Origin of the sequence: Ramlibacter ginsenosidimutans (assembly GCF_016654015.1) — a bacterium.
Taxonomy (GTDB): Bacteria; Pseudomonadota; Gammaproteobacteria; order Burkholderiales; family Burkholderiaceae_C; genus Ramlibacter; species Ramlibacter ginsenosidimutans.
The window spans coordinates 1,157,019-1,178,406 of sequence record NZ_JAEPWM010000001.1 but is presented as its reverse complement, the minus strand read 5'-3'; the positions used below and the strand labels follow the sequence as shown (position 1 = coordinate 1,178,406).

General features: G+C 69.8%; 26 protein-coding genes. 12 read left to right on the top strand and 14 right to left on the bottom strand.

Annotated elements, in window-relative coordinates:
- Positions 1 to 2 precede the first annotated feature (2 nt).
- The 3 genes from JJB11_RS05840 to JJB11_RS05830 all read left to right on the top strand — a co-directional run bounded on the left by JJB11_RS05840 (position 3) and on the right by JJB11_RS05830 (position 3,815).
- Positions 3 to 425 carry an Hsp20/alpha crystallin family protein gene (locus JJB11_RS05840; protein WP_201964617.1) on the top strand — a complete coding sequence of 141 codons (423 nt, stop codon included), beginning with the start codon at positions 3 to 5 and terminating at the stop codon, positions 423 to 425.
- Complete coding sequence (lon, locus tag JJB11_RS05835; protein WP_201166937.1) at positions 422 to 2,782, top strand: endopeptidase La; 2,361 nt, start codon at positions 422 to 424, stop codon at positions 2,780 to 2,782. The genes JJB11_RS05840 and lon overlap by 4 nt, the downstream gene beginning before the upstream one ends.
- 85 nt (positions 2,783 to 2,867) lie before the next feature.
- A complete protein-coding gene (locus tag JJB11_RS05830; RefSeq protein WP_201166934.1) occupies positions 2,868 to 3,815 on the top strand; it encodes an alpha/beta hydrolase in 948 nt (315 codons plus the stop codon).
- A gap of 142 nt (positions 3,816 to 3,957) precedes the next feature.
- Here JJB11_RS05830 and JJB11_RS05825 read toward each other — a convergent pair whose 3' ends face one another.
- Together JJB11_RS05825 and JJB11_RS05820 are read right to left on the bottom strand one after the other, a co-directional pair.
- Complete coding sequence (locus tag JJB11_RS05825; RefSeq protein WP_201166932.1) at positions 3,958 to 4,926, bottom strand: Bug family tripartite tricarboxylate transporter substrate binding protein; 969 nt, start codon at positions 4,924 to 4,926, stop codon at positions 3,958 to 3,960.
- Positions 4,927 to 5,027: 101 nt separating this feature from the next.
- Complete coding sequence (locus tag JJB11_RS05820; RefSeq protein ID WP_201166930.1) at positions 5,028 to 6,161, bottom strand: AI-2E family transporter; 1,134 nt, start codon at positions 6,159 to 6,161, stop codon at positions 5,028 to 5,030.
- 177 nt (positions 6,162 to 6,338) lie between these two features.
- Here JJB11_RS05820 and JJB11_RS05815 point away from each other — a divergent pair, with 177 nt between their 5' ends.
- From JJB11_RS05815 to JJB11_RS05805, 3 genes are all read left to right on the top strand, one after another.
- The gene (locus tag JJB11_RS05815) at positions 6,339 to 6,791 is read left to right on the top strand and encodes a hypothetical protein (protein ID WP_201166928.1); all 453 of its coding nucleotides are present in this window, start codon (positions 6,339 to 6,341) and stop codon (positions 6,789 to 6,791) included.
- 99 nt (positions 6,792 to 6,890) lie between these two features.
- The gene (locus JJB11_RS05810) at positions 6,891 to 7,607 is read left to right on the top strand and encodes an AzlC family ABC transporter permease (RefSeq protein WP_201166926.1); all 717 of its coding nucleotides are present in this window, start codon (positions 6,891 to 6,893) and stop codon (positions 7,605 to 7,607) included.
- A gap of 15 nt (positions 7,608 to 7,622) precedes the next feature.
- Complete coding sequence (locus JJB11_RS05805; RefSeq protein WP_201166925.1) at positions 7,623 to 7,952, top strand: AzlD domain-containing protein; 330 nt, start codon at positions 7,623 to 7,625, stop codon at positions 7,950 to 7,952.
- 198 nt (positions 7,953 to 8,150) lie between these two features.
- Here JJB11_RS05805 and JJB11_RS05800 read toward each other — a convergent pair whose 3' ends face one another.
- Positions 8,151 to 8,294: a hypothetical protein gene (locus JJB11_RS05800; RefSeq protein WP_201166924.1), complete on the bottom strand. Its 144-nt coding sequence runs from the start codon at positions 8,292 to 8,294 to the stop codon at positions 8,151 to 8,153.
- A gap of 38 nt (positions 8,295 to 8,332) precedes the next feature.
- The gene (locus JJB11_RS05795; protein WP_201166923.1) at positions 8,333 to 9,067 is read right to left on the bottom strand and encodes a LysR family transcriptional regulator; all 735 of its coding nucleotides are present in this window, start codon (positions 9,065 to 9,067) and stop codon (positions 8,333 to 8,335) included.
- 136 nt (positions 9,068 to 9,203) lie between these two features.
- On the opposite strand from JJB11_RS05795, the gene JJB11_RS05790 reads away from it, so the two are divergent.
- Genes JJB11_RS05790 through JJB11_RS05780 form a run of 3 tightly spaced genes read left to right on the top strand, consistent with a single transcriptional unit; the run spans position 9,204 to position 12,988 of the window.
- Positions 9,204 to 10,769 (top strand): AMP-binding protein, encoded by a 1,566-nt coding sequence (locus tag JJB11_RS05790; RefSeq protein ID WP_201964616.1) that lies wholly within the window; start codon positions 9,204 to 9,206, stop codon positions 10,767 to 10,769.
- A 14-nt stretch (positions 10,770 to 10,783) separates the two neighbouring features.
- On the top strand, positions 10,784 to 11,989 hold the full coding sequence (locus tag JJB11_RS05785; RefSeq protein WP_201166922.1) for an acyl-CoA dehydrogenase family protein: 1,206 nt from the start codon (positions 10,784 to 10,786) through the stop codon (positions 11,987 to 11,989).
- Between the two features lie 30 nt (positions 11,990 to 12,019).
- On the top strand, positions 12,020 to 12,988 hold the full coding sequence (locus tag JJB11_RS05780; protein ID WP_201166921.1) for a Bug family tripartite tricarboxylate transporter substrate binding protein: 969 nt from the start codon (positions 12,020 to 12,022) through the stop codon (positions 12,986 to 12,988).
- A 149-nt stretch (positions 12,989 to 13,137) separates the two neighbouring features.
- On the opposite strand, the gene JJB11_RS05775 is transcribed toward JJB11_RS05780, so the two are convergent.
- Genes JJB11_RS05775 through JJB11_RS05765 form a run of 3 tightly spaced genes read right to left on the bottom strand, consistent with a single transcriptional unit; the run spans position 13,138 to position 14,658 of the window.
- Positions 13,138 to 13,836: an RNA polymerase sigma factor gene (locus JJB11_RS05775; RefSeq protein ID WP_201166920.1), complete on the bottom strand. Its 699-nt coding sequence runs from the start codon at positions 13,834 to 13,836 to the stop codon at positions 13,138 to 13,140.
- Positions 13,833 to 14,135 (bottom strand): cupredoxin domain-containing protein, encoded by a 303-nt coding sequence (locus JJB11_RS05770; RefSeq protein ID WP_201166919.1) that lies wholly within the window; start codon positions 14,133 to 14,135, stop codon positions 13,833 to 13,835. Before JJB11_RS05770 ends, JJB11_RS05775 begins: the two co-directional genes overlap by 4 nt.
- A gap of 1 nt (position 14,136) precedes the next feature.
- Positions 14,137 to 14,658: a DUF4142 domain-containing protein gene (locus JJB11_RS05765; protein WP_201166918.1), complete on the bottom strand. Its 522-nt coding sequence runs from the start codon at positions 14,656 to 14,658 to the stop codon at positions 14,137 to 14,139.
- Positions 14,659 to 14,825: 167 nt separating this feature from the next.
- On the opposite strand from JJB11_RS05765, the gene JJB11_RS05760 reads away from it, so the two are divergent.
- Positions 14,826 to 16,025 carry an MFS transporter gene (locus JJB11_RS05760; protein ID WP_201964615.1) on the top strand — a complete coding sequence of 400 codons (1,200 nt, stop codon included), beginning with the start codon at positions 14,826 to 14,828 and terminating at the stop codon, positions 16,023 to 16,025.
- A 7-nt stretch (positions 16,026 to 16,032) separates the two neighbouring features.
- On the opposite strand, the gene JJB11_RS05755 is transcribed toward JJB11_RS05760, so the two are convergent.
- Positions 16,033 to 16,920, bottom strand: coding sequence for a hypothetical protein (locus JJB11_RS05755; RefSeq protein ID WP_201166917.1), 888 nt, complete (start codon positions 16,918 to 16,920; stop codon positions 16,033 to 16,035).
- A 272-nt stretch (positions 16,921 to 17,192) separates the two neighbouring features.
- Between JJB11_RS05755 and JJB11_RS05750 the strand changes: the two genes are divergently transcribed.
- Positions 17,193 to 17,801, top strand: coding sequence for an NnrU family protein (locus JJB11_RS05750; RefSeq protein ID WP_201166916.1), 609 nt, complete (start codon positions 17,193 to 17,195; stop codon positions 17,799 to 17,801).
- Between the two features lie 10 nt (positions 17,802 to 17,811).
- Here the strand turns inward: JJB11_RS05750 and JJB11_RS05745 are convergent, their stop codons facing one another.
- On the bottom strand, positions 17,812 to 18,030 hold the full coding sequence (locus JJB11_RS05745) for a DUF3072 domain-containing protein (protein WP_201166915.1): 219 nt from the start codon (positions 18,028 to 18,030) through the stop codon (positions 17,812 to 17,814).
- A 156-nt stretch (positions 18,031 to 18,186) separates the two neighbouring features.
- On the opposite strand from JJB11_RS05745, the gene JJB11_RS05740 reads away from it, so the two are divergent.
- A complete protein-coding gene (locus tag JJB11_RS05740) occupies positions 18,187 to 18,444 on the top strand; it encodes a hypothetical protein (protein ID WP_201166914.1) in 258 nt (85 codons plus the stop codon).
- Positions 18,445 to 18,476: 32 nt separating this feature from the next.
- Here JJB11_RS05740 and JJB11_RS05735 read toward each other — a convergent pair whose 3' ends face one another.
- From JJB11_RS05735 to minC, 5 genes are all read right to left on the bottom strand, one after another.
- On the bottom strand, positions 18,477 to 18,704 hold the full coding sequence (locus JJB11_RS05735) for a hypothetical protein (protein WP_201166913.1): 228 nt from the start codon (positions 18,702 to 18,704) through the stop codon (positions 18,477 to 18,479).
- A 172-nt stretch (positions 18,705 to 18,876) separates the two neighbouring features.
- The gene (locus JJB11_RS05730; RefSeq protein ID WP_201166912.1) at positions 18,877 to 19,368 is read right to left on the bottom strand and encodes an SRPBCC family protein; all 492 of its coding nucleotides are present in this window, start codon (positions 19,366 to 19,368) and stop codon (positions 18,877 to 18,879) included.
- 53 nt (positions 19,369 to 19,421) lie between these two features.
- On the bottom strand, positions 19,422 to 19,694 hold the full coding sequence (gene minE, locus JJB11_RS05725; protein WP_201166911.1) for a cell division topological specificity factor MinE: 273 nt from the start codon (positions 19,692 to 19,694) through the stop codon (positions 19,422 to 19,424).
- 65 nt (positions 19,695 to 19,759) lie between these two features.
- Positions 19,760 to 20,575: a septum site-determining protein MinD gene (gene minD, locus JJB11_RS05720; protein ID WP_201166910.1), complete on the bottom strand. Its 816-nt coding sequence runs from the start codon at positions 20,573 to 20,575 to the stop codon at positions 19,760 to 19,762.
- A 10-nt stretch (positions 20,576 to 20,585) separates the two neighbouring features.
- Positions 20,586 to 21,365: a septum site-determining protein MinC gene (minC, locus tag JJB11_RS05715; RefSeq protein WP_201166909.1), complete on the bottom strand. Its 780-nt coding sequence runs from the start codon at positions 21,363 to 21,365 to the stop codon at positions 20,586 to 20,588.
- Between the last annotated feature and the right edge of the window lie 23 nt (positions 21,366 to 21,388).

Sequence of the window (21,388 nt, the reverse complement as noted above, 5' to 3'; positions counted from 1 at the left end):
GAATGGCACACCGCACCGACTCCTCGGGCTGGATGTGGTCGCAGGCCTGCGACCTGATCGAGCAGGCCGAGCGCATGCACCGCCAGTTCTTCCGCGCGGTCGCGACGCAGCCCGCGGAGGTGGTGTGGGAACCGCCGGCCGACGTGTTCGAGGACGAGCGCGAGGTGGTGGTGGTGCTCGCCATGCCCGGCGTGCGCCCCGAGCGCATGGAAGTGCGCAGCGAGGGCGGCACGCTGCTCGTGCGCGGCGTGCGGCCGCTGCCGCTGGCCGGCTCCGGCCTGCGCGTGCGCCATCTCGAGATTCCCTATGGCCGCTTCGAGCGGCGCATCGCGCTGCCTTCGCGCGGCCTGCAGTTGCAGGAGCCCGAGGTCGCCGACGGCTGCGTGATCCTGCGGCTGCGCAAGAACGACGGAGGCGCTCGATGAGCGACGACGCCGCGCGCCCGCTGCCTGCCGACGCGCTGCCCATCATGGCCGTGCGGCAGGTGGTCCTGTTCCCCGGCACCGTGCAGCCGCTGGCCGTCGGCCGGCCCCGCTCGCAGCAGGCCGTGCAGGAAGCGATGCGGCTGGAGCGGCCGATCGGGCTGCTGCTGCAGAACGATCCGCAGCAGGACGATCCCGCGCCGCAGGACCTGCACTGGGTCGGCACCAGCGCCGCGGTGCTGCGCTACGTCACGACGCCGGAGGGCGGCCACCACGCCATCGTGCGCGGCGTGCAGCGCTTTCGCGTGCTGCGCTTCCTGGAAGGCTGGCCCTTCCTCGTGGCGCAGGTGGAAGTCATCCCGGAGAGCACGGGCACGGACCCCGAGTTGCAGGGCCGCGCGCTGGCGCTGAAGCAGCGCGCTCTGGAGACGCTGCAGCTGCTGCCGCAGGTGCCCACCGAGATGGTTGCGGCAGTGCAGGCGATCTCCGACCCGGCGCACATCGCCGACGTGGTGGCGAGCGCGCTGGACATCGACGAGAAGGACAAGCAGTCGCTGCTGGAGACCTTCGACCTGAAGCAGCGCCTGGACCGGCTGCTGCAGCTGCTGGCCCACCGCATCGAGGTGCTGAAGGTGCAGCGCGACGTGGCCGAGCGCACGCGCGAATCCATAGGCGACGTCAACCGCAAGCACCTGCTGCGCGAGCAGCTGCGGACCATCCAGCGCGAGCTGGGCGAAGAGGACGAGGCCGGCGCGGAAGTCGAGGAGCTCGAACGCGCGGTGGACGAGGCGCACATGCCGCCGGAGGTGGACCAGGCCGCGCGCAAGGAGCTCAAGCGGCTGGCGCGCATGCCCGATGCCGCCGGCGAGGCGGGCATCGTCCGCAGCTACCTCGAGTGGCTCACGGCGCTGCCCTGGGTCGCCGAGCCCGAGGCGCCGGTGGACCTCACCGCTGCGCGCACGGTGCTGGATGAAGACCACTTCGGACTGGAGAAGATCAAGAAGCGCATCCTCGAATACCTCGCGGTGCGCAAGCTCAACCCCACCGGCCGCAGCCCGATCCTGTGCTTCGTGGGGCCGCCCGGCGTCGGCAAGACCTCGCTGGGCCAGAGCATCGCGAAGGCGACCGGGCGCAAGTTCGTGCGCGTGAGCCTGGGCGGCGTGCACGACGAGGCCGAGATCCGCGGGCACCGGCGCACCTACATCGGCGCGCTGCCCGGCAACATCATCCAGGCCATCCGCCGAGCCGGCAGCCGCCGCTGCGTGATGATGCTCGACGAGATCGACAAGCTCGGTGCGGGCGGCTTCCACGGCGACCCGGCGGCGGCGCTGCTCGAGGTGCTGGATCCCGAGCAGAACTCGACGTTCCGCGACGCCTACCTTGGCGTGCCCTTCGACCTGTCGTCCGTGCTGTTCGTGTGCACGGCCAACATGCTGGACACCATGCCCGGGCCGCTGCGCGACCGCATGGAGATCATCGCGCTGCCCGGCTACACCACGCGCGAGAAGCTGCAGATCGCGCGCCGGTACCTGCTGCCGCGCCAACTGCAGGCCACCGGCCTGTCGCCCGAGCAGATCTCCCTCACCGATGACGCGCTGCTCGCGATCATCGAGGGCTACACGCGCGAGGCGGGCGTGCGCAACCTGGAGCGCGAGATCGGCAACGTGTTGCGCCACGCCGCCTTGCGCATCGCCGAGGGGCAGGCCACCGGGATGGCGATCGATGCGCCGGACCTGGAGGCGATCCTCGGCCCGAAGCACTTCGAGGCCGAGGTCGCGATGCGCACCGGCGAGCCCGGCGTCGCGACGGGCCTGGCGTGGACCCCGGCGGGCGGCGACATCCTGTTCATCGAGGCCGCGCGCACGCCGGGCACCGGGCGCCTGATCCTGACGGGCCAGCTCGGTGACGTGATGAAGGAAAGCGCGCAGGCGGCGCTGTCGCTGGTGAAGGCGCGCGCGGCGGACTTCGGCATCCCGCCCGAGGCGCTCGACCGCTCCGACATCCACCTGCACGTGCCCGCGGGCGCCACGCCCAAGGACGGGCCGAGCGCCGGCGTGGCGATGTGCGTCGCGCTGACCTCACTGCTCACGGGCCGGCCGGCGCGCAGCGACGTCGCGATGACGGGCGAGATCAGCCTGCGCGGACTGGTGCTGCCCATCGGCGGGGTGAAGGAAAAAGTATTGGCGGCGCAACGCGCCGGCATCACCACCGTCATGCTGCCGGCACGCAACCGGCGCGACCTGGAAGACATTCCCGCGGACGCACGGGCGCAGCTGCAGTTCGTCTGGCTGGAGAAGGTGGACGACGCGCTGCGGGTGGCGCTGTCGGAGCAGGCGCAGCCGCAACCGCAAGCGGCGTGAACGGATTGTTCACGCGCAGCCCTTGTCTGCTGCGCTTCCAGCCGCGAAGATGCGGCGCTGGACCCAGCGACAACCAGGAGACCGCATGCCCACCGACCATTCCTCCGGCCTGCCCGGGTTCGACGTCCGCTGGAGCGGCGGCCAGGAACACTGGACGACCCGGCTGAACGGAGAGGTCGACCTGTTCCTGTGGCACAAGCCTGCCGCAGCGGACGTGCCCTTCCGCGGGACCATCCTGTTCGTGCACGGATCGTCCATGGCTTCGCAGCCCACCTTCGACCTGTCGGTGCCCGGCCGGCCGGACTCGTCGGCGATGGACTGGTTCCGCGCGCGCGGCTTCGACACGTGGACGATGGACAACGAAGGCTACGGCCGCTCCAGCAAGCACCGCAACATCAACTTCGACATCGCCAACGGCGCCGACGACCTGGCCGCGGCCACCGAGTACATCCTGCCGCGCGCGCGCTCGCAGCAACTGATGCTGTACGGCATCTCCTCCGGCGCCCTGAAGGCGGCGCTGTTCGCGCAGCGCCATCCCGGGCGGGTGGCGCGGCTCGCGCTCGACGCGTTCGTGTGGACGGGCGAGGGCAGCCCCACGCTCGCCAAGCGGCGCGAGCGCATGGCCGAATGGACCGGCAGCAACCGCCGCAACATCGACCGCGACTTCGTCTACAGCATCTTCAACCGCGACCACCCGGGCACGGCGGAGGACCGCGTCATCGACGCCTTCGCACAGGCCATCCTGACGCTGGACAACTCGATGCCGACCGGCACCTACGTGGACATGTGCGCCAAGCTGCCGGTGGTAGACCCGGCGAAGATCCAGGCCGCGACCATCGTGATGCGCGGCGAGCACGACGGCATCGCGAGCATCGAAGACCTGATCGCGTTCTTCCTGAAGCTGCCCAACCAGGACAAGCAGTTCAGCGTGATGCGCGGCATCTCGCACGCGAGCTTCCAGCAGAAGAACTACTACAACGTCTATCACATCCTGCACGCGTTCTTCACGGAGCCGGCGCAGGTGTACGGCTAGGCGCGGCGCTGTCGCCGCAGAAGGGCGCGGGCCGCGCCGCGTCCCGTGGGCTTCGTAGGCTGGCGGTGAGCGCGAGCGAACCCCAGCGATCCGGCGTCGCGCAGCAAGCTGGGGTTGGGCTGCGCCTCCGCACCCGACCCGCTCACTCGATCCGGATGCCCGCGTCCTTGACCACCTTGCCCCAGCGCGCGAGCTCCTCCACGAGATAGGCTTGCATGGCCTCGGGCGTCGAGGGAGCGGCCTCGACGCCTGCCGCGAACAGCGCCTTCTGCGTGTCGGGCTGCGCCAGGACCTTGGCGATCTCGGTGTTCAGCCGCGTGACCACCTCGGGCGGGGTGCCGGCCGGGGCCAGCAGGGCCAGCCAGACGGAGGCGTCGTAGCCCGCCACGCCGGCCTCCTGCAGCGAGGGCACGTCGGGCAACTGCGGTGCGCGTTTCGCCGTGGTCACCGCCAGCGCGCGCAGCCGGCCCTGCTGCACTTGCGGCAGCGCGTTGGTGAGGCCGGCGAAGCTGCTCTCGACGACGCCGGCGACCAGGTCCTGCGCCGCGGCGTTGCTGCCCCGGTAAGGCACGTGCTTCAGGGGCGCGCCCGTCATCGTGGCGAACATGCCGCCCATGAGGTGCTGCGCGCTGCCGTTGCCCGAGGAGGCGTAGTGGACGTCCTGCGGATGCGCCTTGGCGTACGCGACGAACTCCTGCACGTTCTGCACCGGCAGCTTCGGATTGACCAGCAGCACGTAGGCGGAGTCGACCAGCTTGCCCACGGCCGTGAAGCTCTTGATCGGATCGTAGGGCAGGCTCTTGTAGATCCACGGGCTGATGACGTGCGTGCTGGAGACCATCAGCAGCGTGTAGCCATCGGGCGGCGCCTTCGCCACTGCGTCGCTGCCGATGGTGGAGCCCGCGCCCGGCCGGTTTTCGATCACGAAGGGCTGGCCGAGCGAAGCCCCGAGCTTGTCGCCCAGGATGCGCGCCACCACGTCCGTGAAGCCGCCGGGCGCGAACGGCACGACGAGCTTGATCGGGCGGACGGGATACGCGTCCGCACGCGCCGACACGCATCCGAACGCGACCGCCAGGGCGAACAGGACAAGGGCGAGGCGACTGCGCATGGACCGGTCCTTGGGGTGGAGTCGGCCCATTCTGGGCACGGCCGCGCGCGCGCCGCATCGGGGTTCGCCCTGCGAATCCCTTCGCGCGCGACCGGCGCGCCTCAGCTCGCCGCGGGCGGTTCCTCGACGACGGGCAAGGCCAGGTCGGGCTCCGCAGCCTCGTGCACCCAGCCCATGAAGACCTTGTAGCCCAGCGCCAGCAAGGTCGCGCCGACGAACAGGCCGAGGATGCCGGCGGTGGCCATGCCGCCCAGCGCGCCGATCAGGATCACCGGCATCGGCACGTCGACACCGCGCCCCAGCAACAGCGGCTTGAGCACGTTGTCCACCATGCCCACCAGCACGAGCAGCACCGTATAGCCCGTCGCGGCGCCCGTGCTGTAGTCGCCGCTCCACCAGATGTAGCCGATGGCGGGCAGCGTCACGATGAGCGCCGGGACCTGGGCAATGCCCAGCACCAGCACGACGCCCGCGAGCACGCCCGCCAGCGGCACCCTCGCGACGAGCAGGGCGAGGCCGACGGCGAGGGCCTGCACGAAGGCGATGCCGATCACGCCCTGGGCGACGGCGCGGATGGTCGCCACGGACAGGCGCGCGAGTTCCATCCCGCGCTCCGGCCCGAACACCCGCGCGAAGATCGCCCGGGACGCGGTGGCGCCGCCGCTGCCGAACGCCATGACGATGCCCGCAATGATGTAGGCGGCGACGAATTTCAGGATATCGCCGCCGATGGCCGCGACCATCGCGATGGTCGCCCTGGCCAGGTTGCCGATCTTGGGCTGCAGGCTCTGCACGAACGAGGGCAGGTCGTCGTACGCGGCCTGCCACGCCGCGTGGATGCGGGGGCCGATGATGGGCACCTCGGCGATGCGGGCGCGCGGGGGCGGGATCTCCAGCTTGTTCTGCTGCACGTCGCTGATGATGCGGTGCACCGAGTCGCCCATCGAATTCACCAGCACCGCTGCCGGCACCACGATCACCAGGATGCCGAGCAGCGCGATCAGCGTCGCCGCCCAGCCCTGCCGTCCGCCCATGTGCCGGGCCAGCCGCTGGTGCAGCGGGTAGAGGGTGACCGACAGGATCAGCGCCCATTCCATCAACACGAGGAAGGGCGCGAACACCTGGTAGCACAGCACCGCCATGACCAGGATCAGCGCGGCACGGATCAGGACCTCGAGCAGGCTGCGGGGCGCCTGCGGTTCGCGCTCGGGGACAAGCCGGGTCAAATCATCCATGGGAAGCTCCTGGCGCAGCGGCTGCGCCCCAAGCCGAGCATGGCACCGGACGACCGGCCCGCACAGTGGGCCGAGAGTCCTACTTGACGGGTGTCAACCGGTGCCCGGGGACGCCGGCCTGCCCCCGCGCGCGGCCGCCCGGAAGTAGCATGAAGCACCACGGCTGCACGCCCGCGCATGCACCTCCGCGACCACCCCGGCACCGCGGCAGCGATCCTGCTGGCGTGCATCGCTGCGCATTACGCTGCCCTCGACCACGCGCGGACCTGGTGGCGCGCGGCGGCGCTGCCCGCGCCCGTGCGCCACGTGCTGCCGGCGCCGGGCACCAGCGCGCGCCGCGCGTTCGACTGGTGCCGCGAGAACGCCGCGAACATCCACGACGAGTACTGGGCCAGCGCCTGCGCGGTGGTCGCCGCGGAGCAGCGCCAGCGCCGGCTCGCATGCACCGCGCCCCCGGCCGGCAGCAGCAGGCCGGCCGATCCGGTGTGCGCTGCGGACGCGCCGGCGCCGGACGACTCGCCGGACTGCACCCTGCCGGACGAGCGCGCCAAGCCGCTGAACCTGGCACGCGACGAGGCGGAAGACAACTGCCTGTCCGAAGCGCTGGCCAGCGCAGGGCACTCGCGCTGACGGTAACAGGACGCGCCTTGCAAGCGTGTCGACGGCCTGCGTAGTGGACAATCGCGTCCGCAGGGGGAGACAGTGGACGCAAGGAACCGCTTCGCGCGGATGCACGTGAGGATGCGGGCGGCTGCGCGCCGGCCGATGTTCCGGCAAGGCGCGCGCGACTGCCGGCCCCTGGCCGTCGGCATCGCGGCCTGGGGACTGGTCGCGGGCGTGGCGATGTCCAAGAGCGGCATGGGCATCCCGCTGGCGATCCTGATGTCCGTGCTGGTGTCGGCCGGTTCGTCGCAGGTCGCAGCGCTGCCCCTGATCGCGGGCGATGCGCCGATGTGGGTGGTGTGGGCGACCGTCGCCTGCGTGAACCTGCGCTTCCTGGTTTTCAGCTACCAGTACCGGCCGTACTTCTCGCACCTGCCGCGCGGCAAGCGCGTGCGCCTGAGCTACTTCATGGGCGACACGCTGTTCGCGCTGTTCCTGCGCCGCTATCCCGAGCCCCGCCGCCAGCCGGGACAGGTGGACTACTTCTGGGGTGCGGCCATCGTGACCTACGTCGCATGGCAGGCATCGGTGATCGCCGGCATCGTCGCCGGCCACGCGATCCCGCCCGAGTGGGGCATCGGCTTCGCGGGGACGATGGCCTTGCTGGCGCTCGCGTGCAGCCTGCTGCGCACCCGCTCGACCTGGATCGCGGGGATCGTGGCAGCGGCTGCCGCAGTCGCCGCATACGGGCTGCCGCTGCGCCTGAACATCGTGGTGGCGATCTGCGCCGCGGTGGCGATCGGCGTGCTGGCACAGCACGCGCGGCCCAAGGCTGCGAGCTGAACGCGCCGCACCCGCATGAGTCATCTCCACATCTTCTTCACCATCCTGGGCATGGGCGCCGTGACGCTGTTGTTCCGCGCCTTCTTCCTGCTGCCGCAGCAGGACCTGCCGATGCCCGAGTGGTTGCGCGAAGGACTGCGCTACGCGCCCATCGCGGCGCTGGCCGCCGTCGTCGCGCCGGAGATCGTGATGACGCAAGGCCACCTGATCCACACCTGGCGTGACGCGCGCATCTTCGGCGCGGCGGCCGGCCTGTTGTTCTACATGCGCCGGCGCGACCTGTTCGGCACCATCGTCTGCGGCACGGGCGTGATGCTGGCGCTGCGCTTCGGCCTGGGCTGGTAGGGCGGGCGGGCGCGGCGCACTGTAGGCTGGCGGTGAGCGGAGCGAACCCCAGCAATCCACGACCGCTCGCTGGCAAGCTGGGGTTCGCTGCCGCTCACCGTCCGCCGGCCTGTGGCCGGCGCCAGCCTACGAAGGCAGCGCGCAATGCATCGGTGTCCGTGGCCGGGCGTGTGCCCCAGCGAACACTAGCGCTTCGCCTCAACGTTCCTTCCGCCGCTTTCCGCCACCGCCATCGCGCAGCAACTCCACGAAGCGCTGCGCCAGCGGCGGCAGCACGACGCCCTTGCGCGTGAGCACGCCCACGCTGCGCTGAAAGCGCGCCTCGTTCATCGGCAGGGGCACCAGTCCCTCGCCCGTGGGGCCTTCGAGCTGCGATTCGCTCAGAGCGCGACCAGGTCGCTTTGCAGCAGCAGCCGCGAGAGCTGGGCGACCGTGTTGCTCACCTCCACGGCCACGCGCGGCGGCGGCAGGCCCGCTTCGGCCAACCGGCCTTCAACGCTGCGGCGGGCGGCGACACCGGGGCCGGGCAGCAGCCACTCCGCATCCACCAGGTCCTGCAGCTTGAGGCGGCGGCGCGCGAGCAGGGGATGGCCTTCGCGCACGACCAGCCGCAGCGCGTCGTCCATCAGCGGCAGCGCGTGCAGGTCCTCCGGCAGCGTGCCCGGCAGCGCGTTGATCGTGAGGTCCAGGTCGCCCAGGCGCAGGGCGGCGAGCAAGGCGTCGTTCAGGTTGATCATCACGCGCATGCGCGCGGCGGGCCGGTCGCGGTGCAGCTGCAAGCAGGCGGGCACGAACAGGCGCTGCGCATACAGCGGCGACACGCCCACGCGCAAGGTGCCCATGGCGCCCAGGTGCAGGTCCGCCGCTTCCTTGATCGCATCGCCCAGGCTCGCGCGCAGCGCCTGCGTGCGCTCGCGGAACTGCTCGGCCACCGGCGTGAGCCGCATGCCGCGCACGCTGCGCTCGAACAGCGGGAACCCCAGTTCCTTCTCCAGCCGCTGCAGCCCCTTGGTCACCGCGGGCTGCGACACGCCCAGTTCGGAGGCGGCGCGGCGTGCCTGCCCATGCCGCGCGACGGCCAGGAAGTAGTCGATGTCGTCGAGCCGAACGGCCATGGGCGGGAGCTCCCGGGTGTTGCGAAATGCACGAGCTTGCGCCGGTATCGATAACCGAGCGTTATCGCGTGGCGCGCTTGCATTATCGGTTTCGGAGGCTTCGCTTCCTAGACTGGTCTCACTGAAGGAGACCTCCGTGAACCTGGGCATGTACCTCGCGCGCAGCGCGCGTTTCTGGGGCGAGCGCCCCGCGATCCTGTTCCGCGATGGCGTGGTGACCTACGCCGAACTGGAGCGCCGCTCCAACCGGCTGGCGCACGCGCTGGCGGCGCTGGGGCTGCAGCGCGGCGACCGCGTCGCCGTGGTGTCGCCCAACCGGCCCGAGATCGTGGAGCTCGAATGCGCGCTCTACAAGCTGGGCCTGGTGAAGGTGGCGCTGAATTCGCGCCTCGCTCCCGGCGAACTCGCCGACGCGCTGGCGAACGCGGAGCCGGTCGCCTGCCTCTCGGGCCCCGAGCACCAGTCCATGGTGGACGAGGCCGCGGCGCAGCTGCCGACGCTGCGCCATCGCATCGCGTTCACGCCGGTCGTGGCGCAGGCGCCCTGGCTCGCCTACGAGGATCTGCTCGACGCGCAGCCCGACAGGCACATCCATGTGGACATGCGTCCCGAGGAACTGGCGGTGCTGCACTACACGTCCGGCTCCACCGGCAAGCTGAAGGCGGCGATGCAGACGGTGGGCAACCGCATGGCGTCGCTGCGCAAGGTGATCATGGGCCGCATGCACGCAAGCCCCGGCGACGTGCTGATGCTGAGCGGACCGATCACGCACGCGAGCGGCATGTTCATCCAGCCGATGCTGTACCAGGGCGCGACGCTGCTGCTGATGGAGCGCTTCCAGCCGGCCGAGATCCTGGCCGCCATCGAGAAGCACCGCGTCACCATGTGCTTCTTCGTGCCCGCGATGATCTACGCGCTGCTGGCCGAGCCGACCATCAGGACGCGCGATCTCTCCAGCCTGCGCCTGGTGAGCTACGGCGCCGCGCCGATGTCGCCGGCGCGCATCCGCGAGGCCTGGGCCGCCTTCGGCCCGGTGCTGTCGCAAGGCTACGGCGCCGGCGAGACCACGGGTGGCGTCGTCGGCCTCACGATCGCCGACCATGCGCGGGCCATCGAGGGCGACCGGCCCGAGCTGCTCTCCGCCTGCGGCCGGCCCTTCTGCGAGTCCGAGGTGCAGGTGCTGGACGAGCAGGGCAAGCCGGTGCAGGGCGATGCGATCGGCGAGATCTGCGTGCGCGGGCCGGACGTGTTCTCCGGCTACTGGCGCGCGCCCGAGCAGTCGCGCGACGCCATCGACGCGCAGGGCTGGCTGCGCACCGGCGACCTCGCCCGCGTGGACCGCGAGGGCTACATCTTCATCGTCGACCGCAAGAAGGAAATGCTGGTCTCCGGCGGCTTCAACGTGTACCCGAGCGAGGTGGAGTCGGTGCTGGCGCAGCACCCCGCCGTCTACGAGGTGTGCGTGGTGGGTGTCCCCGACGATCACTGGGGCGAGACGGTGAAGGCCGTCGTGGTGCTGCGCGAAGGCACGCGCGCCGGAGGCGACGAGATCATGGACTTCTGCCGCGGGCGGCTGGCCGACTTCAAGCGGCCGCGCTCCGTGGACTTCGTGTCGCAACTGCCCAAGAACGGCAACGGCAAGCTCTCGCGCAAGGACGTGCGCGAACACTACTGGCGCGGCCGCGAGCGGCGCGTCAACTGAAGAAAGGCATGGCCATGGACGCATCCGTAACCCCCGCCGCCAAGGCCGCGCCCTTCGAGGGCTCGGACGCCGCGCGCGACTTCATCGCCCGCATCGACGCCTTCGTGCGCGAGGAGCTGCACCCGCTGGCCGCACGGCACGGCGTGACCCACGAGGAAGGCGCCGACCGCGCGCTGCTGCAGCAGGTGTGGCAGCGCTCGCGCGAGCTGGGCTTCTACGGCATGACGCTGCCCAAGGCGCTGGGCGGCGCCGGCTTCGACCTGGTGGACCACGTCCTGATCAAGGAAGCCATCTACGCCAGCGGCACGCCCTTCGCGCCGCACATCCTGGGCGAACTCACCGGGCCGCCGCGCGTGGGCGCGCTCGCCAAGGTGGTGACGCCGGACCAGATGGAGCGCTTCATCCTGCCGGTCGCGCGCGCGGAGAAGGCGATCTGCTTCGCGATCACCGAGCCCGAGGCGGGCTCGGACGCGGGCGCGCTGCAGACGAAAGCCGTACGCGACGGCGACGAGTACGTGCTGAACGGCACCAAGCGCTTCATCTCGGGCTCGCCCTTCTGCGACCTGGCCGTGATCATCTGCTCCACCAGCGAGGATCCCGCGGTGCGCGAGACCACCGCTTTCTTCGTGGAGCGCGACCGTGCTGGCTTTCGCATCGAGGCCGGCTACAAGACCATGGCCGGCCAGTCGCACACGGGCAACATCGTGCTCACCGACTGCCGCATCCCCGCGGCCAACCAGATCGGCGAACGCGGCCGCGGCCTCGCGCTCGCGCTGGGCCGCATCACCGTGAACCGCCTGCTGCACTGCCCGGCGATGCTCGGGCTGGCGAAACTGGCGCTGCAGGACACCATCGCGCACGCGACCCGGCGCCGCCAGTTCGGCCAGCCGATCGGCGCCTTCCAGGCCGTGCAGCACCACATCGCCGACATGGCGACGGAGCTCGCGGCCGCGCGGGCGCTGATGCTGTCGGTGGCGCGCACGCTAGCCGCCGGCAGCGAAGCGCGCGCCGAAGCTTCGATGGCCAAGCTGTTCTGCTCCGAGACCGCCTTCCGCGTCGCGGACCGCGCTGTGCAGGTGCATGGCGGCGAAGGCATCGTGCAGGGCAGCCGCGTGGAGTTCCTGTTCCGCCTGCTGCGCATGTACCGCGTGCTCACCGGCACGAGCGAGATCCAGCGCAACACCATCGCGCGCGAGCTGCTGGGCCACGCGGTCCGCTGAACGCATGACACGAAACCAAGGAGACAAGGCATGAAGACGATCCGCATTCCGGCGCTGCTCGCCGCAGTCGCATTGGCCCTGCCGGTGGCGCACGCGCAGCAGGACTATCCCAGCCGGCCCATCAAGTGGATCGTGCCCTATCTCGCGGGCACGGCGCCGGACATCACGGTGCGCATCACGGCGCAAGCCATGTCCGACATCCTCAAGCAACCGGTCGTGGTGGAGAACCGCGCCGGCGCCGCCGGCAACCTGGGCGCCCAGATTGCCGCCCGGGCGCCCGCCGATGGCTATACGTGGGTGTACTCCGCGACCACCATGTCGGCCAGCATGCGCATGTACCGCAAGCCCGGCTACGACGTGATGAAGGACTTCACGCACGTGGGCCGCATCACCCAGTCGGACGTGGTGATGGTCGTGTCGCCCGAGTCCGGCATCCACTCCGCGCAGGAACTGCTGCAGCGCGCGAGGAAGAATCCCGGCAAGCTCAGTTTCGCCTCCGGCGGCGTCGGCACGCCGGCCCACATGGGCGCCGAGCTGATCCTCTCGTCGGCCGGCGCGAAGGCGCTGCACGTGCCGTTCAAGGGCGCGACGGAGTCGGCCAATGCGGTGATGTCCAAGCAGGTGGACTTCGCGCTGACGCTTTCCTCGGTGTCGCTGCCCTTCATCCAGGCCGGCAAGCTGGTGCCGCTGGCCGTAACGGCGCCCAGGCGCAATCCGCGCCTGCCCGACGTGCCGACGCTGGCCGAGGCCGGCATTCCCAACGTGACGCTGGTGTCCTTCGGCGGCTTGTCGGTGCCCGCGGGCACGCCCGCACCCATCGTGAAGAAGATCGGCAATGCGCTGGAGCAGGCGCTGGCGAAGCCGGACGTGCGCGCGCGCCTCGAAGCCAACGGCGCCAGCGTCGTGCCCGCGATGGGCGCCGAGTACGCCAAGGACCTGCAGGCCGAGATCGGCCTCACCGAGAAGATGATGCGCGTGGCGGGCATCGCCGCGCAGTGAGCGCGCGGCGATGCGCCGCCGGCCTACTTCCAGGCGGCGATCGCCAGCACCACCAGGCCGACGGCGGCGACGGCTGCGTGCACCAGCACCAGCCACACTGGCAGCGCGACGAGGTTCAGGGTCAGGCCGCCGAGCGTGGGTCGTCTCCTCTAGCCTTGCAGCCTGGCGAGCACGCGCGCGACCACGCGATCGCAATGGAGGCCGCCGAACTCGAACACGTCGCGCTCCGCGAGGTCCAGGTCCTGCGCGATGGATTCGCGCAGCAGGCTGCGGGCGCGGAAGTGGCGCGTGCGCACCGTCGCTGCCGGGATGCCCAGGCACTCGGCGGTCTCCTCCACGCTGAGCTCCTCCACCGCGCGCAGCACGAACACGGTGCGGAAGTCCTCGGGCAGCGCGTCGATGCGGCGCTCCAGCAGCGAGCGCAGTTCGGCGCGCACGAGGGCGCGGTCCGGCGTGTCGTCGCTGCCGGGGCCCGGGAGTTCTGCCACGCTGTCCTCCTCCTGCGAGGCGAGCACCTGCGCTGACACGATGGGAACGATGTTGTGCCGTCGCAGTTGCCGGCGCAGCCGCGTCATGCACTCGTTGACGACCAGGCGCGTGAGCCAGGTGGCCAGCGACGCTTCGGCCCGGAAACGCGGCATCGCCTGGTAAGCCGAGAGGTAGGACTCCTGCAGCGCGTCCTCGGCTTCCGCAGCGTCGCGCAGCAGCGAGCGCGCGACGCGGAACAGGCGCCGGTTGTTCCGCCGCATCACGAGTTCGAAGGCGGCGATGTCGCCGGCCTGCACGCGGCGGACCAGTTCGGCGTCGTCGATCGCTGCGACGCCGGCTTGCTCGGGCTGCGCTTTCATTGGACCACCACCCTGGCCTTCATGGTCGGATGGTACGTGCAGACGTAGTCATGCGCACCCGGTGCACCGGCAAGCCACGACCAGCTCTTCCCGGGCGCGATGGCGCCGGAATTGAAAGCGCCGGCGGCGGTCACGGTGTGCGGCACGAGGTCCTTGTTGGTCCAGGTGATCCTGTCGCCGCGGTGCACCGTGAGCTCTCCCGGCTCGAACTTCATGCCTTCGATGGTGACGACGTGCGTCGCGGCGGCTGCGCTGCCGCAGGCCACGACCAGTGCGAAGGCGCAGAGAGCCGCGCGCATGTCACTGGCCCAGTTCCATCTGCAGGTGCTTGGCATGCTCGAGGTGCGCCTCGAACGCCGGCCGCACCTTCACCAGCAAGGCCTTCAGCTCCTCGTTCTTCGCGGAAGGGATCAAGGTCTTGTCGACGGCGTCGATCACGGCCTGGTGGTACTCGACTTCGTGGTCCACGTAGGCCTTGTCGAAGTCCTTGCCCTTGAGCTTGCGCAGCTTGGCGAGGTTCTCGTCGCCGCCCTTCTTCAGGCTGGCGCTTGTGTCGCTGGGCTCGGGCTTCACGTGCAGCTTGGTGACCAGCGCCACCGCCGACTTGTTGACGGCCGAGTGGTCGGTGACCATCTGCTTGCCGAACTGGCGCACATCCTTCCCGTGGGCCTTCTTCTCGGCGAGCTTGCCGGCATCGATGTCCACCTGGTTGGCGGTCACCACGATCTGCGCGATCTGCGGGTCGGTCGGGCCCTGCTGGGCATGGGCGGCAAAGGCCAGGGCGCTGGCGAGCAGGGCGGCAAGGGCGGGGGTGCGGGTCATGGCAGCTGTCTCCTTCAGGTGTGACGAAGCCATCGACGCAACGAGCTGCGCCGGCGTTCCCGTTGGCCGGGTTATTTTTCCAAACGCCGAAGTCCTGCAGCCCGCGTCTCCCCGGAAAGCGGGCAGAACCGGAGGCGCGCTGCGCGACCGTCTATGCTTGCTGCCGCATGACCTCCGACGCTCGCACCGCCGTTGCCGCGACCGGCAACTCCTTGTGGTCCGCCTTCCTGCCGCTGCTGCCCTTCATGCTGGCGGTGTTCGTCGGCTTCGTCGCGGTGGGCATGGCCTTGCCGATCATCCCGCGCCACGTGCACGACACTCTGGGGCAGGGGACGGTGGTGGTCGGCTTCGTGATGGGGATCCAGTACCTGTCCTCGCTGTTCGGCCGGATGTGGGCGGGCGGCACGACCGATGAACGCGGGCCCAAGCGCGCCGCGCTGATCGGGCTGTTCGCCGTGTGCGGTGTGGCCGCGCTGTACCTGCTCTCCGTTCCCTTCATCGCAAGCTCGCCGCGGGTCGCGCTCGCGCTGGTGCTGTGCGCACGCCTGCTCACCGGCATCGTCGAGAGCTTCGTCATCACGTCCACCATGGCCTGGGGCCTCATGCGCGTGGGCCCCCTGCATGCGGGCAAGGTGTTCGGGTGGATGGGTGTCGCGCTCTTCGGCGGCCTCGCGGCCGGCGCCCCGCTGGGCACGGCGATCTACGCGCAGCACGGCTTTGCCGGCGTCGCCCTCGCGGTGCTGGCCGCGGGCGCGCTCGGGCTCGCGTTCACCAGCTGCATCGCGGGCCTGCGTCCGAGCGGCCTGCCGCGGCTGCCGTTCACGCACGTGCTGGGCGCCGTGAAGCTGCCGGGCCTGGGCCTGACGCTCTGCTCCACCGGCTACGCCATGATCACGGCCTTCGCCGTGCTGCTGTTCGCCGAGCGCGGCTGGGGCGGCGGCGCGCTGGCGCTCACCTTCATGGGCCTGGGCTTCATCCTGGGCCGGCTGCTGTTCGGCCACCTGCCCGATGCGATCGGTGGCGCGCGCGTCGCGCTGTACTGCGTGCTGGCGGAGGCCATCGGCCTGGCGCTGATCTGGCTTGCGCCAGCACCAGCGCTCGCGTGGCTGGGTGCCGCGCTCGGCGGCGGCGGCTATGGCCTGGGCTTCCAGGGCTTCGGGCTGGAAGCCGTCCGGCGTGCGCCGGAACAAAGTCGCGGTTCCGCCATGGGCGCTTACGTGATCTTCCAGGACCTGGCCATGGGCCTCGGCCCGCCGCTCGGCGGCGCGCTCGCGAAAGTCGCGGGCCTCGACGCGGTGTACCTCGCCGCTGCCCTGGCGGCCCTCGGATCCGCCTCGATCGCCGGGCACATGCTCCGGCGCGCGTGAGCGCGCATCAGCAGTGCAGGCGGAACTGCTCGTCGCGCGCCTTCTGGCGCTCCTGCCGGTTCCAGTCTTGCATGCTCCCCGACTGCGGCTGGCGCGCCATCGCATCGAGCTGGTTCACGCGCGCATCGAGCGACGTGCAAAGCGCCGGGTCGGGCAGGCCGGCCGGTGCGGACACGACGGTCGTCGTGACCCCCGTGGCTGGCGCCGCCATGGCCTGGTGCTGCTGCTCCGCAAGCGCAACCTGCTGCTCGAAAGGCAGTCCTGCCGGCACGCTCGCGATCCGCTCGATCAAGGGCTTGTGCTGGTTGCAGTGGTCGGAAGCCCAGAAGCTCCCGCCGCTGTAGCCGCGGCACAGGTAGATCGTGCCGCCGGTTAGCGGGCGCGCTGCCTCCGCCGGCCGTGGCGCGTCGTATGAACTGAAGTTCTCGCGCGGTGCAACTGCAGGCGCTTTGTGGACCTCCCGGTGCTGGGCGAGTTCAGGCGGCGGCTCCCCGTTTTGCGTGGCGTGGGAGCGCGTCGATGTCCGCTGCCCCTTTTGCTGCTCCCACCAGCCGTACGCCTTGAACAGGACGAAGGCGACGCAGATCCAGGTCAAGGCCATGGACAGGAAGGACGGACTGCTCGGAGGCGGCGTGAAAGGCCGGTCGCGAATTTTGACGAGCCGGTCGAACGTCCGGCGGTTTCTTTCGCGCATGTAGTCGCGATCGTCCAGCCCCACTGCCAGCCCCTTTTTTGTCGGTCTTGCCGCCGCGCGCGATGCTGCGAGCTGCGCGCAGTCGTGGCAAGAGATTTCTGCATTGCGTCGCCGCCGTGCGACAGCACGGCGCGTCCGAGAATTTTTTTTCGGCGCACAAGCCTGTGGAGCGATCCGGCACAACTGCTGGCTTATCCACATGCTCGACCGTTTCGCTGGGGTTATCCCAGTTTGTAGGACACCACCGACGCACGCCTACACACAGTGCTTGGGCATGCGCAACTCGTTGATGCGCAAGGGACAAAGAGCGCTTGTCCACAGCGGGGTGCGGTCCTTATCTACTACGACTATCTTTAACAAGGAACTTCCATAAGACAGCCGCGGACAACATCCGGCCGCCTGCCCATGGCGACCCTTGCCGTGCCGGCGCGTTGGCGTACAGTCCGCCGCTCGGAGTGAGGAAGGGGTTCGCGATGCTGCTGCTCTTGCTGGGGCTGGTGCTGTTTCTGGGTGCGCACTCGGTGCGCATCGTCGCGGACGGCTGGCGTGCATCGACCATTGCCGCCATTGGCGAGAAACCGTGGAAAGGCGCGTACTCGCTGGTGTCGATTGCAGGCTTCGTGCTGATCGTGGTGGGCTTCAGCCTGGCGCGGCAACAAGGTCCGCACCTGCTGTGGCCGGCGCCTTCGGTATGGACGCGGCACCTGGCCGCGCTGCTGACGCTGTTCGCGTTCATCCTGGTCGCGGCCGCCTACGTGCCGGGCAACGCGATCAAGCTGGCGGTGCGCGACCCGATGGTGCTGGGCGTGGCGGTGTGGGCCTTTGCGCACCTGCTGGCCAACAACACCGAGGTCGATGTGCTGCTGTTCGGGGCCTTCCTGGCGTGGGCCGTGACGGACTACGTCGCGGCGCAGAAGCGGCGGCGCACGGAGGGCAGCACCTCGGCGCAGCCCACTGCGGCAGTGCCGAAGTCGGTGAGCGGAACGAAAACCGTGGCCACGATCGTCGTCGGCGCCGTGGCCTGGGCCGTGTTCGCGTTCTGGCTGCACGGCTGGTGGATCGGCGTGCGGCCCTTCGGCTGATCCGGCGCGCTCAGGTGCCGCGCCCGGTCTTTTCCTGCAGCTCGTCGATCTTTTTCGAAGCTTCCGCCTTGCTGAGGTCGTCTTCGACCTCCTCGTGGGCTTCTTCCGCGAGGGTGTGCAGATAGGAGCGCTGGGCCCCCGTCATGGGCTGTTCGCCGGTGACCCAGTGGTCCGGGTCCTTCTGCATGTTGCTGTGCTCGGCCTTCGCTTGCGTTTCCTTGTCGGTCATGGTGGCTCCTGACTGGTGATATCCACAGTATCAGCAGCCGCTGCGCTGTCCGGTGTAGGAAGAGGGCGGCGAATGCGTCACGCCGGGAGGAACGCGTCCGACATCCATCTCCATGCCTCGTTCCCAGAATGGCACCCATCCAATGGAGAACGTGAAATGAGCCACCGTTATCACCCGTCCGAGCAGGACAAGCAGGTCGCCCACACGGGCAAGGCGGAGAACGATCGCAACAAGCAGGGCGAGCAGGCCCCTACGCAGAGCAACGAAGGCCGCCGCACGCCCGAAAGCCGGCACGATCGCGAGGACCACATCGGCAACAACCAGGTGAAGATGCGCCGCGGAACGACGCAGGGGACGACCTCGCAGCAGCCGCCGATGAAGGCGGTGCGCGGCAAGGGCCAGCGCGGGATGTGAGGGCAGGGACGCGGCGGCCAGCCGCGTCTTCGTCAGTGCTGCTGCCGCTCCACCGGGTCTTTCAGCTCGCTGAACTCGAAGCAGCAGCAGCCACCCAGCTGGCAGCCCTGGGGCTTCCAGCGGCCGTCCGGCAGCTTCACGAAGAACTGCTGTCCCAGCAGGAGGCGGCGCAGTACCGGATCGAAGCTGTCCGCGGCGTGCGGCGCGAGCGATGCCGCGACGATGCTGCCGGTGACGTACGGGTCGGTCGCTGGGGTCATTGCGGGGATTCTCCTGCTTGCCAGAACGGCAGGCCAGCCTTTCAGTTGACACTGGTGCAAGTGAGCAACGGATAAAGACAGGTAAAGGCAAGCCTGGCTCGACGGTGCAAGAGAAAAGGGGCGCATTGCGCCCCTGGGTCCGGATGCCCGCGCGAGCGGGCCTGGCAAGGCCCTAGAGGTGCACGCCGACGCGCCGCGGGAACAGCTCGCGCTCCATCAGCGCCAGCATGTTGGTCCAGCCCTTGCGGCTCGCCTCCTGCAGGGCGCGCGCATGCTCGGTCGTGCCCATGTCGTGCGTGAGCGTGAGCTCGCACGCCTGCTGGTTTACGGGCGTGATCTCCACGGTCACGCGCGTCGGGTCTTCCGAGCCGAAGGTCAGCACGCTGAAGTCGAACACCAGGCGCTTGGGGCGCTCGATCTCGATGTACTTGCCCAGGTGCACCACGTCGAAGACGCTCTCGTCGCCATCGGCGGCGGGACGCCGGTCGATCACCGTGAAGCCGGCGCCGACCTCGGGCTGGATTTCGCATTGCATCACGTTCCCGGTACGCGTGCGAAAGAGGAATCGCGACGCCTGGGCGGGGGTGAGCCATGCATCGAACACGCGTTCGGCAGAAGCGCTGTAACGCTGCGCCACGCGGACGATGACCGGACTACTGCTCATCCGTGCTTTATCCCTTGACGGCGGGCCGGTGTCAATCCTGTCAATCCTGACAGTCAGCCCTTGGCGGCCAGCTCGGGCAGCTCGATCTTGACCTCCAGCACCTCCAGGTTGTCCTGGCGTTCGACGTTCACCTTCAGGTGCGCCGGGTCGATCTTCACGTACTTGCTGATCACGGCGACCAGGTCGCGCTGCAGGGCGGGCAGGTAGTCGGGCGAGCCGCCCGGGTTGCGGCCGCTGCGCTCGTGCGCCAGGATGATCTGCAGCCGCTCCTTGGCGACGCTGGCGGTCTTCTTCTTCTCGCCGATCAGGAAGGACAGGAGGGACATATCAGTAAACCTTGGTGCGATGCGCTGCGCTTGCATGCTCCTGCGGAGCGGCGGGCCGGAGCATGTCACTTCCTCCCGAACAGGCGCTTGAGGAGGCCGGCCTTCTGCGGATCGACGAAGCGCAGGGGCTTGTCCTCGCCCAGGAAACGGGCGACGACGTCCAGGTAGGCCTCGCTGACCTCGGTGCCCTTCAGGTGCACGGCGGGCGTGCCCTGGTTGGACGCCTGCAACACCGAATCGGACTCCGGGATCACGCCGATCAGCGGGATGCGCAGGATGTCCTGGATGTCCTCCAGCGACAACATGTGCCCGGCGTCCACGCGATTGGGGTTGTAGCGCGTGATCAGCAGGTGTTCCTTGACTGGCTCCTTGCCGTCGATGGCGCGCCGGGTCTTGCTCGAAAGCATGCCCAGGATGCGGTCGGAGTCGCGCACCGAGCTGACCTCGGGATTGGTCACCACCAGCGCCTCGTCGGCGAAGTGCATCGCCATCAGCGCGCCGGTCTCGATGCCCGCGGGCGAGTCGCACACGATGTACTCGAAGCCCATCTCGGCCAGGTCCTTGAGCACGCGCTCGACGCCGTCCTTGGTCAGCGCTTCCTTGTCGCGCGTCTGGCTGGCCGCGAGCACCGACAGGTTGTCGCTGTGCTTGTCCTTGATCAGCGCCTGGTTCAGCGTGGCCTCGCCGTGGATCACGTTGACGAAGTCGTAGACCACGCGGCGCTCGCAGCCCATGATCAGGTCCAGGTTGCGCAGGCCGACGTCGAAGTCGATGACGGCGGTCTTGTGCCCGCGCAGGGCGAGGCCGCTCGCGAAGCTGGCGCTGGTGGTGGTCTTGCCGACCCCGCCCTTGCCGGAAGTGACGACGATGATCTTGCTCATGGGGATTCCTTCAAGGGTTCAGCGGCTCCATCACCAGCTTGTCGTCGACCAGCCGGACCTGGGCAGCCTTGCCGCGCAGCGCCTCGGGCAGCGGGATCTCGCTGGTGCGGTAGGTGCCCGCGATGGAGACCAGCTCGGGCTCCAGGCAGAGCGTGAGGATGCGTGCCTGCGCGTCGCCGCGGGCGCCGGCGATCGCCTTGCCGCGCAACGGTGCGTAGACGTGGATGTGGCCGTCGGCGATGACTTCGGCGCCGGCGTTCACCATGGACAGCACGACCAGGTCGCGGCCACGGGCGTAGACCTGCTGGCCGGAGCGCAGCGGCTTGTCGATGACGAGGGCGGAAGCGGGTGGCGTGGCTGCTGCCGCTGCCTGGACCGGCTCGGCCCGCGGCGCTTGCTGCGCCACCGCCGGCGCGGGTTCCGGCTGTTCCTCGCGCTCCCGGCGGGAGGGCGCCGGCGTCAGTGCAGCCTCCGGCGCCGCCGCCAGCCCCAGCTGGAGGGCCGAGCGCATCTGCTCCTCGTTGCCGCCCTTCACGGCGACCGGCAGCACCCGGTAGGCCTTCAGCAGCTTCAGCAGCGCCTTGAAGTCGACCGCGGCGCCGCCCAGCGGGGCGAGATCGATCACCAAAGGATCGTGATCGAAGAAATCGGGGCTGTCGCCGAAGCGGTCCTGCAATTCGCGGCTGAGCGCGTCGAGGTCGCACGACTTCAGCAGCAAGGCAACCAGCGGCAGGTTGGCGCTCTTGATCTCGAACGTGGCAGGCGCGCGGCCTGCAATGGCGACGGTCATCGGAACTGCGTTGCGGAGGGCGC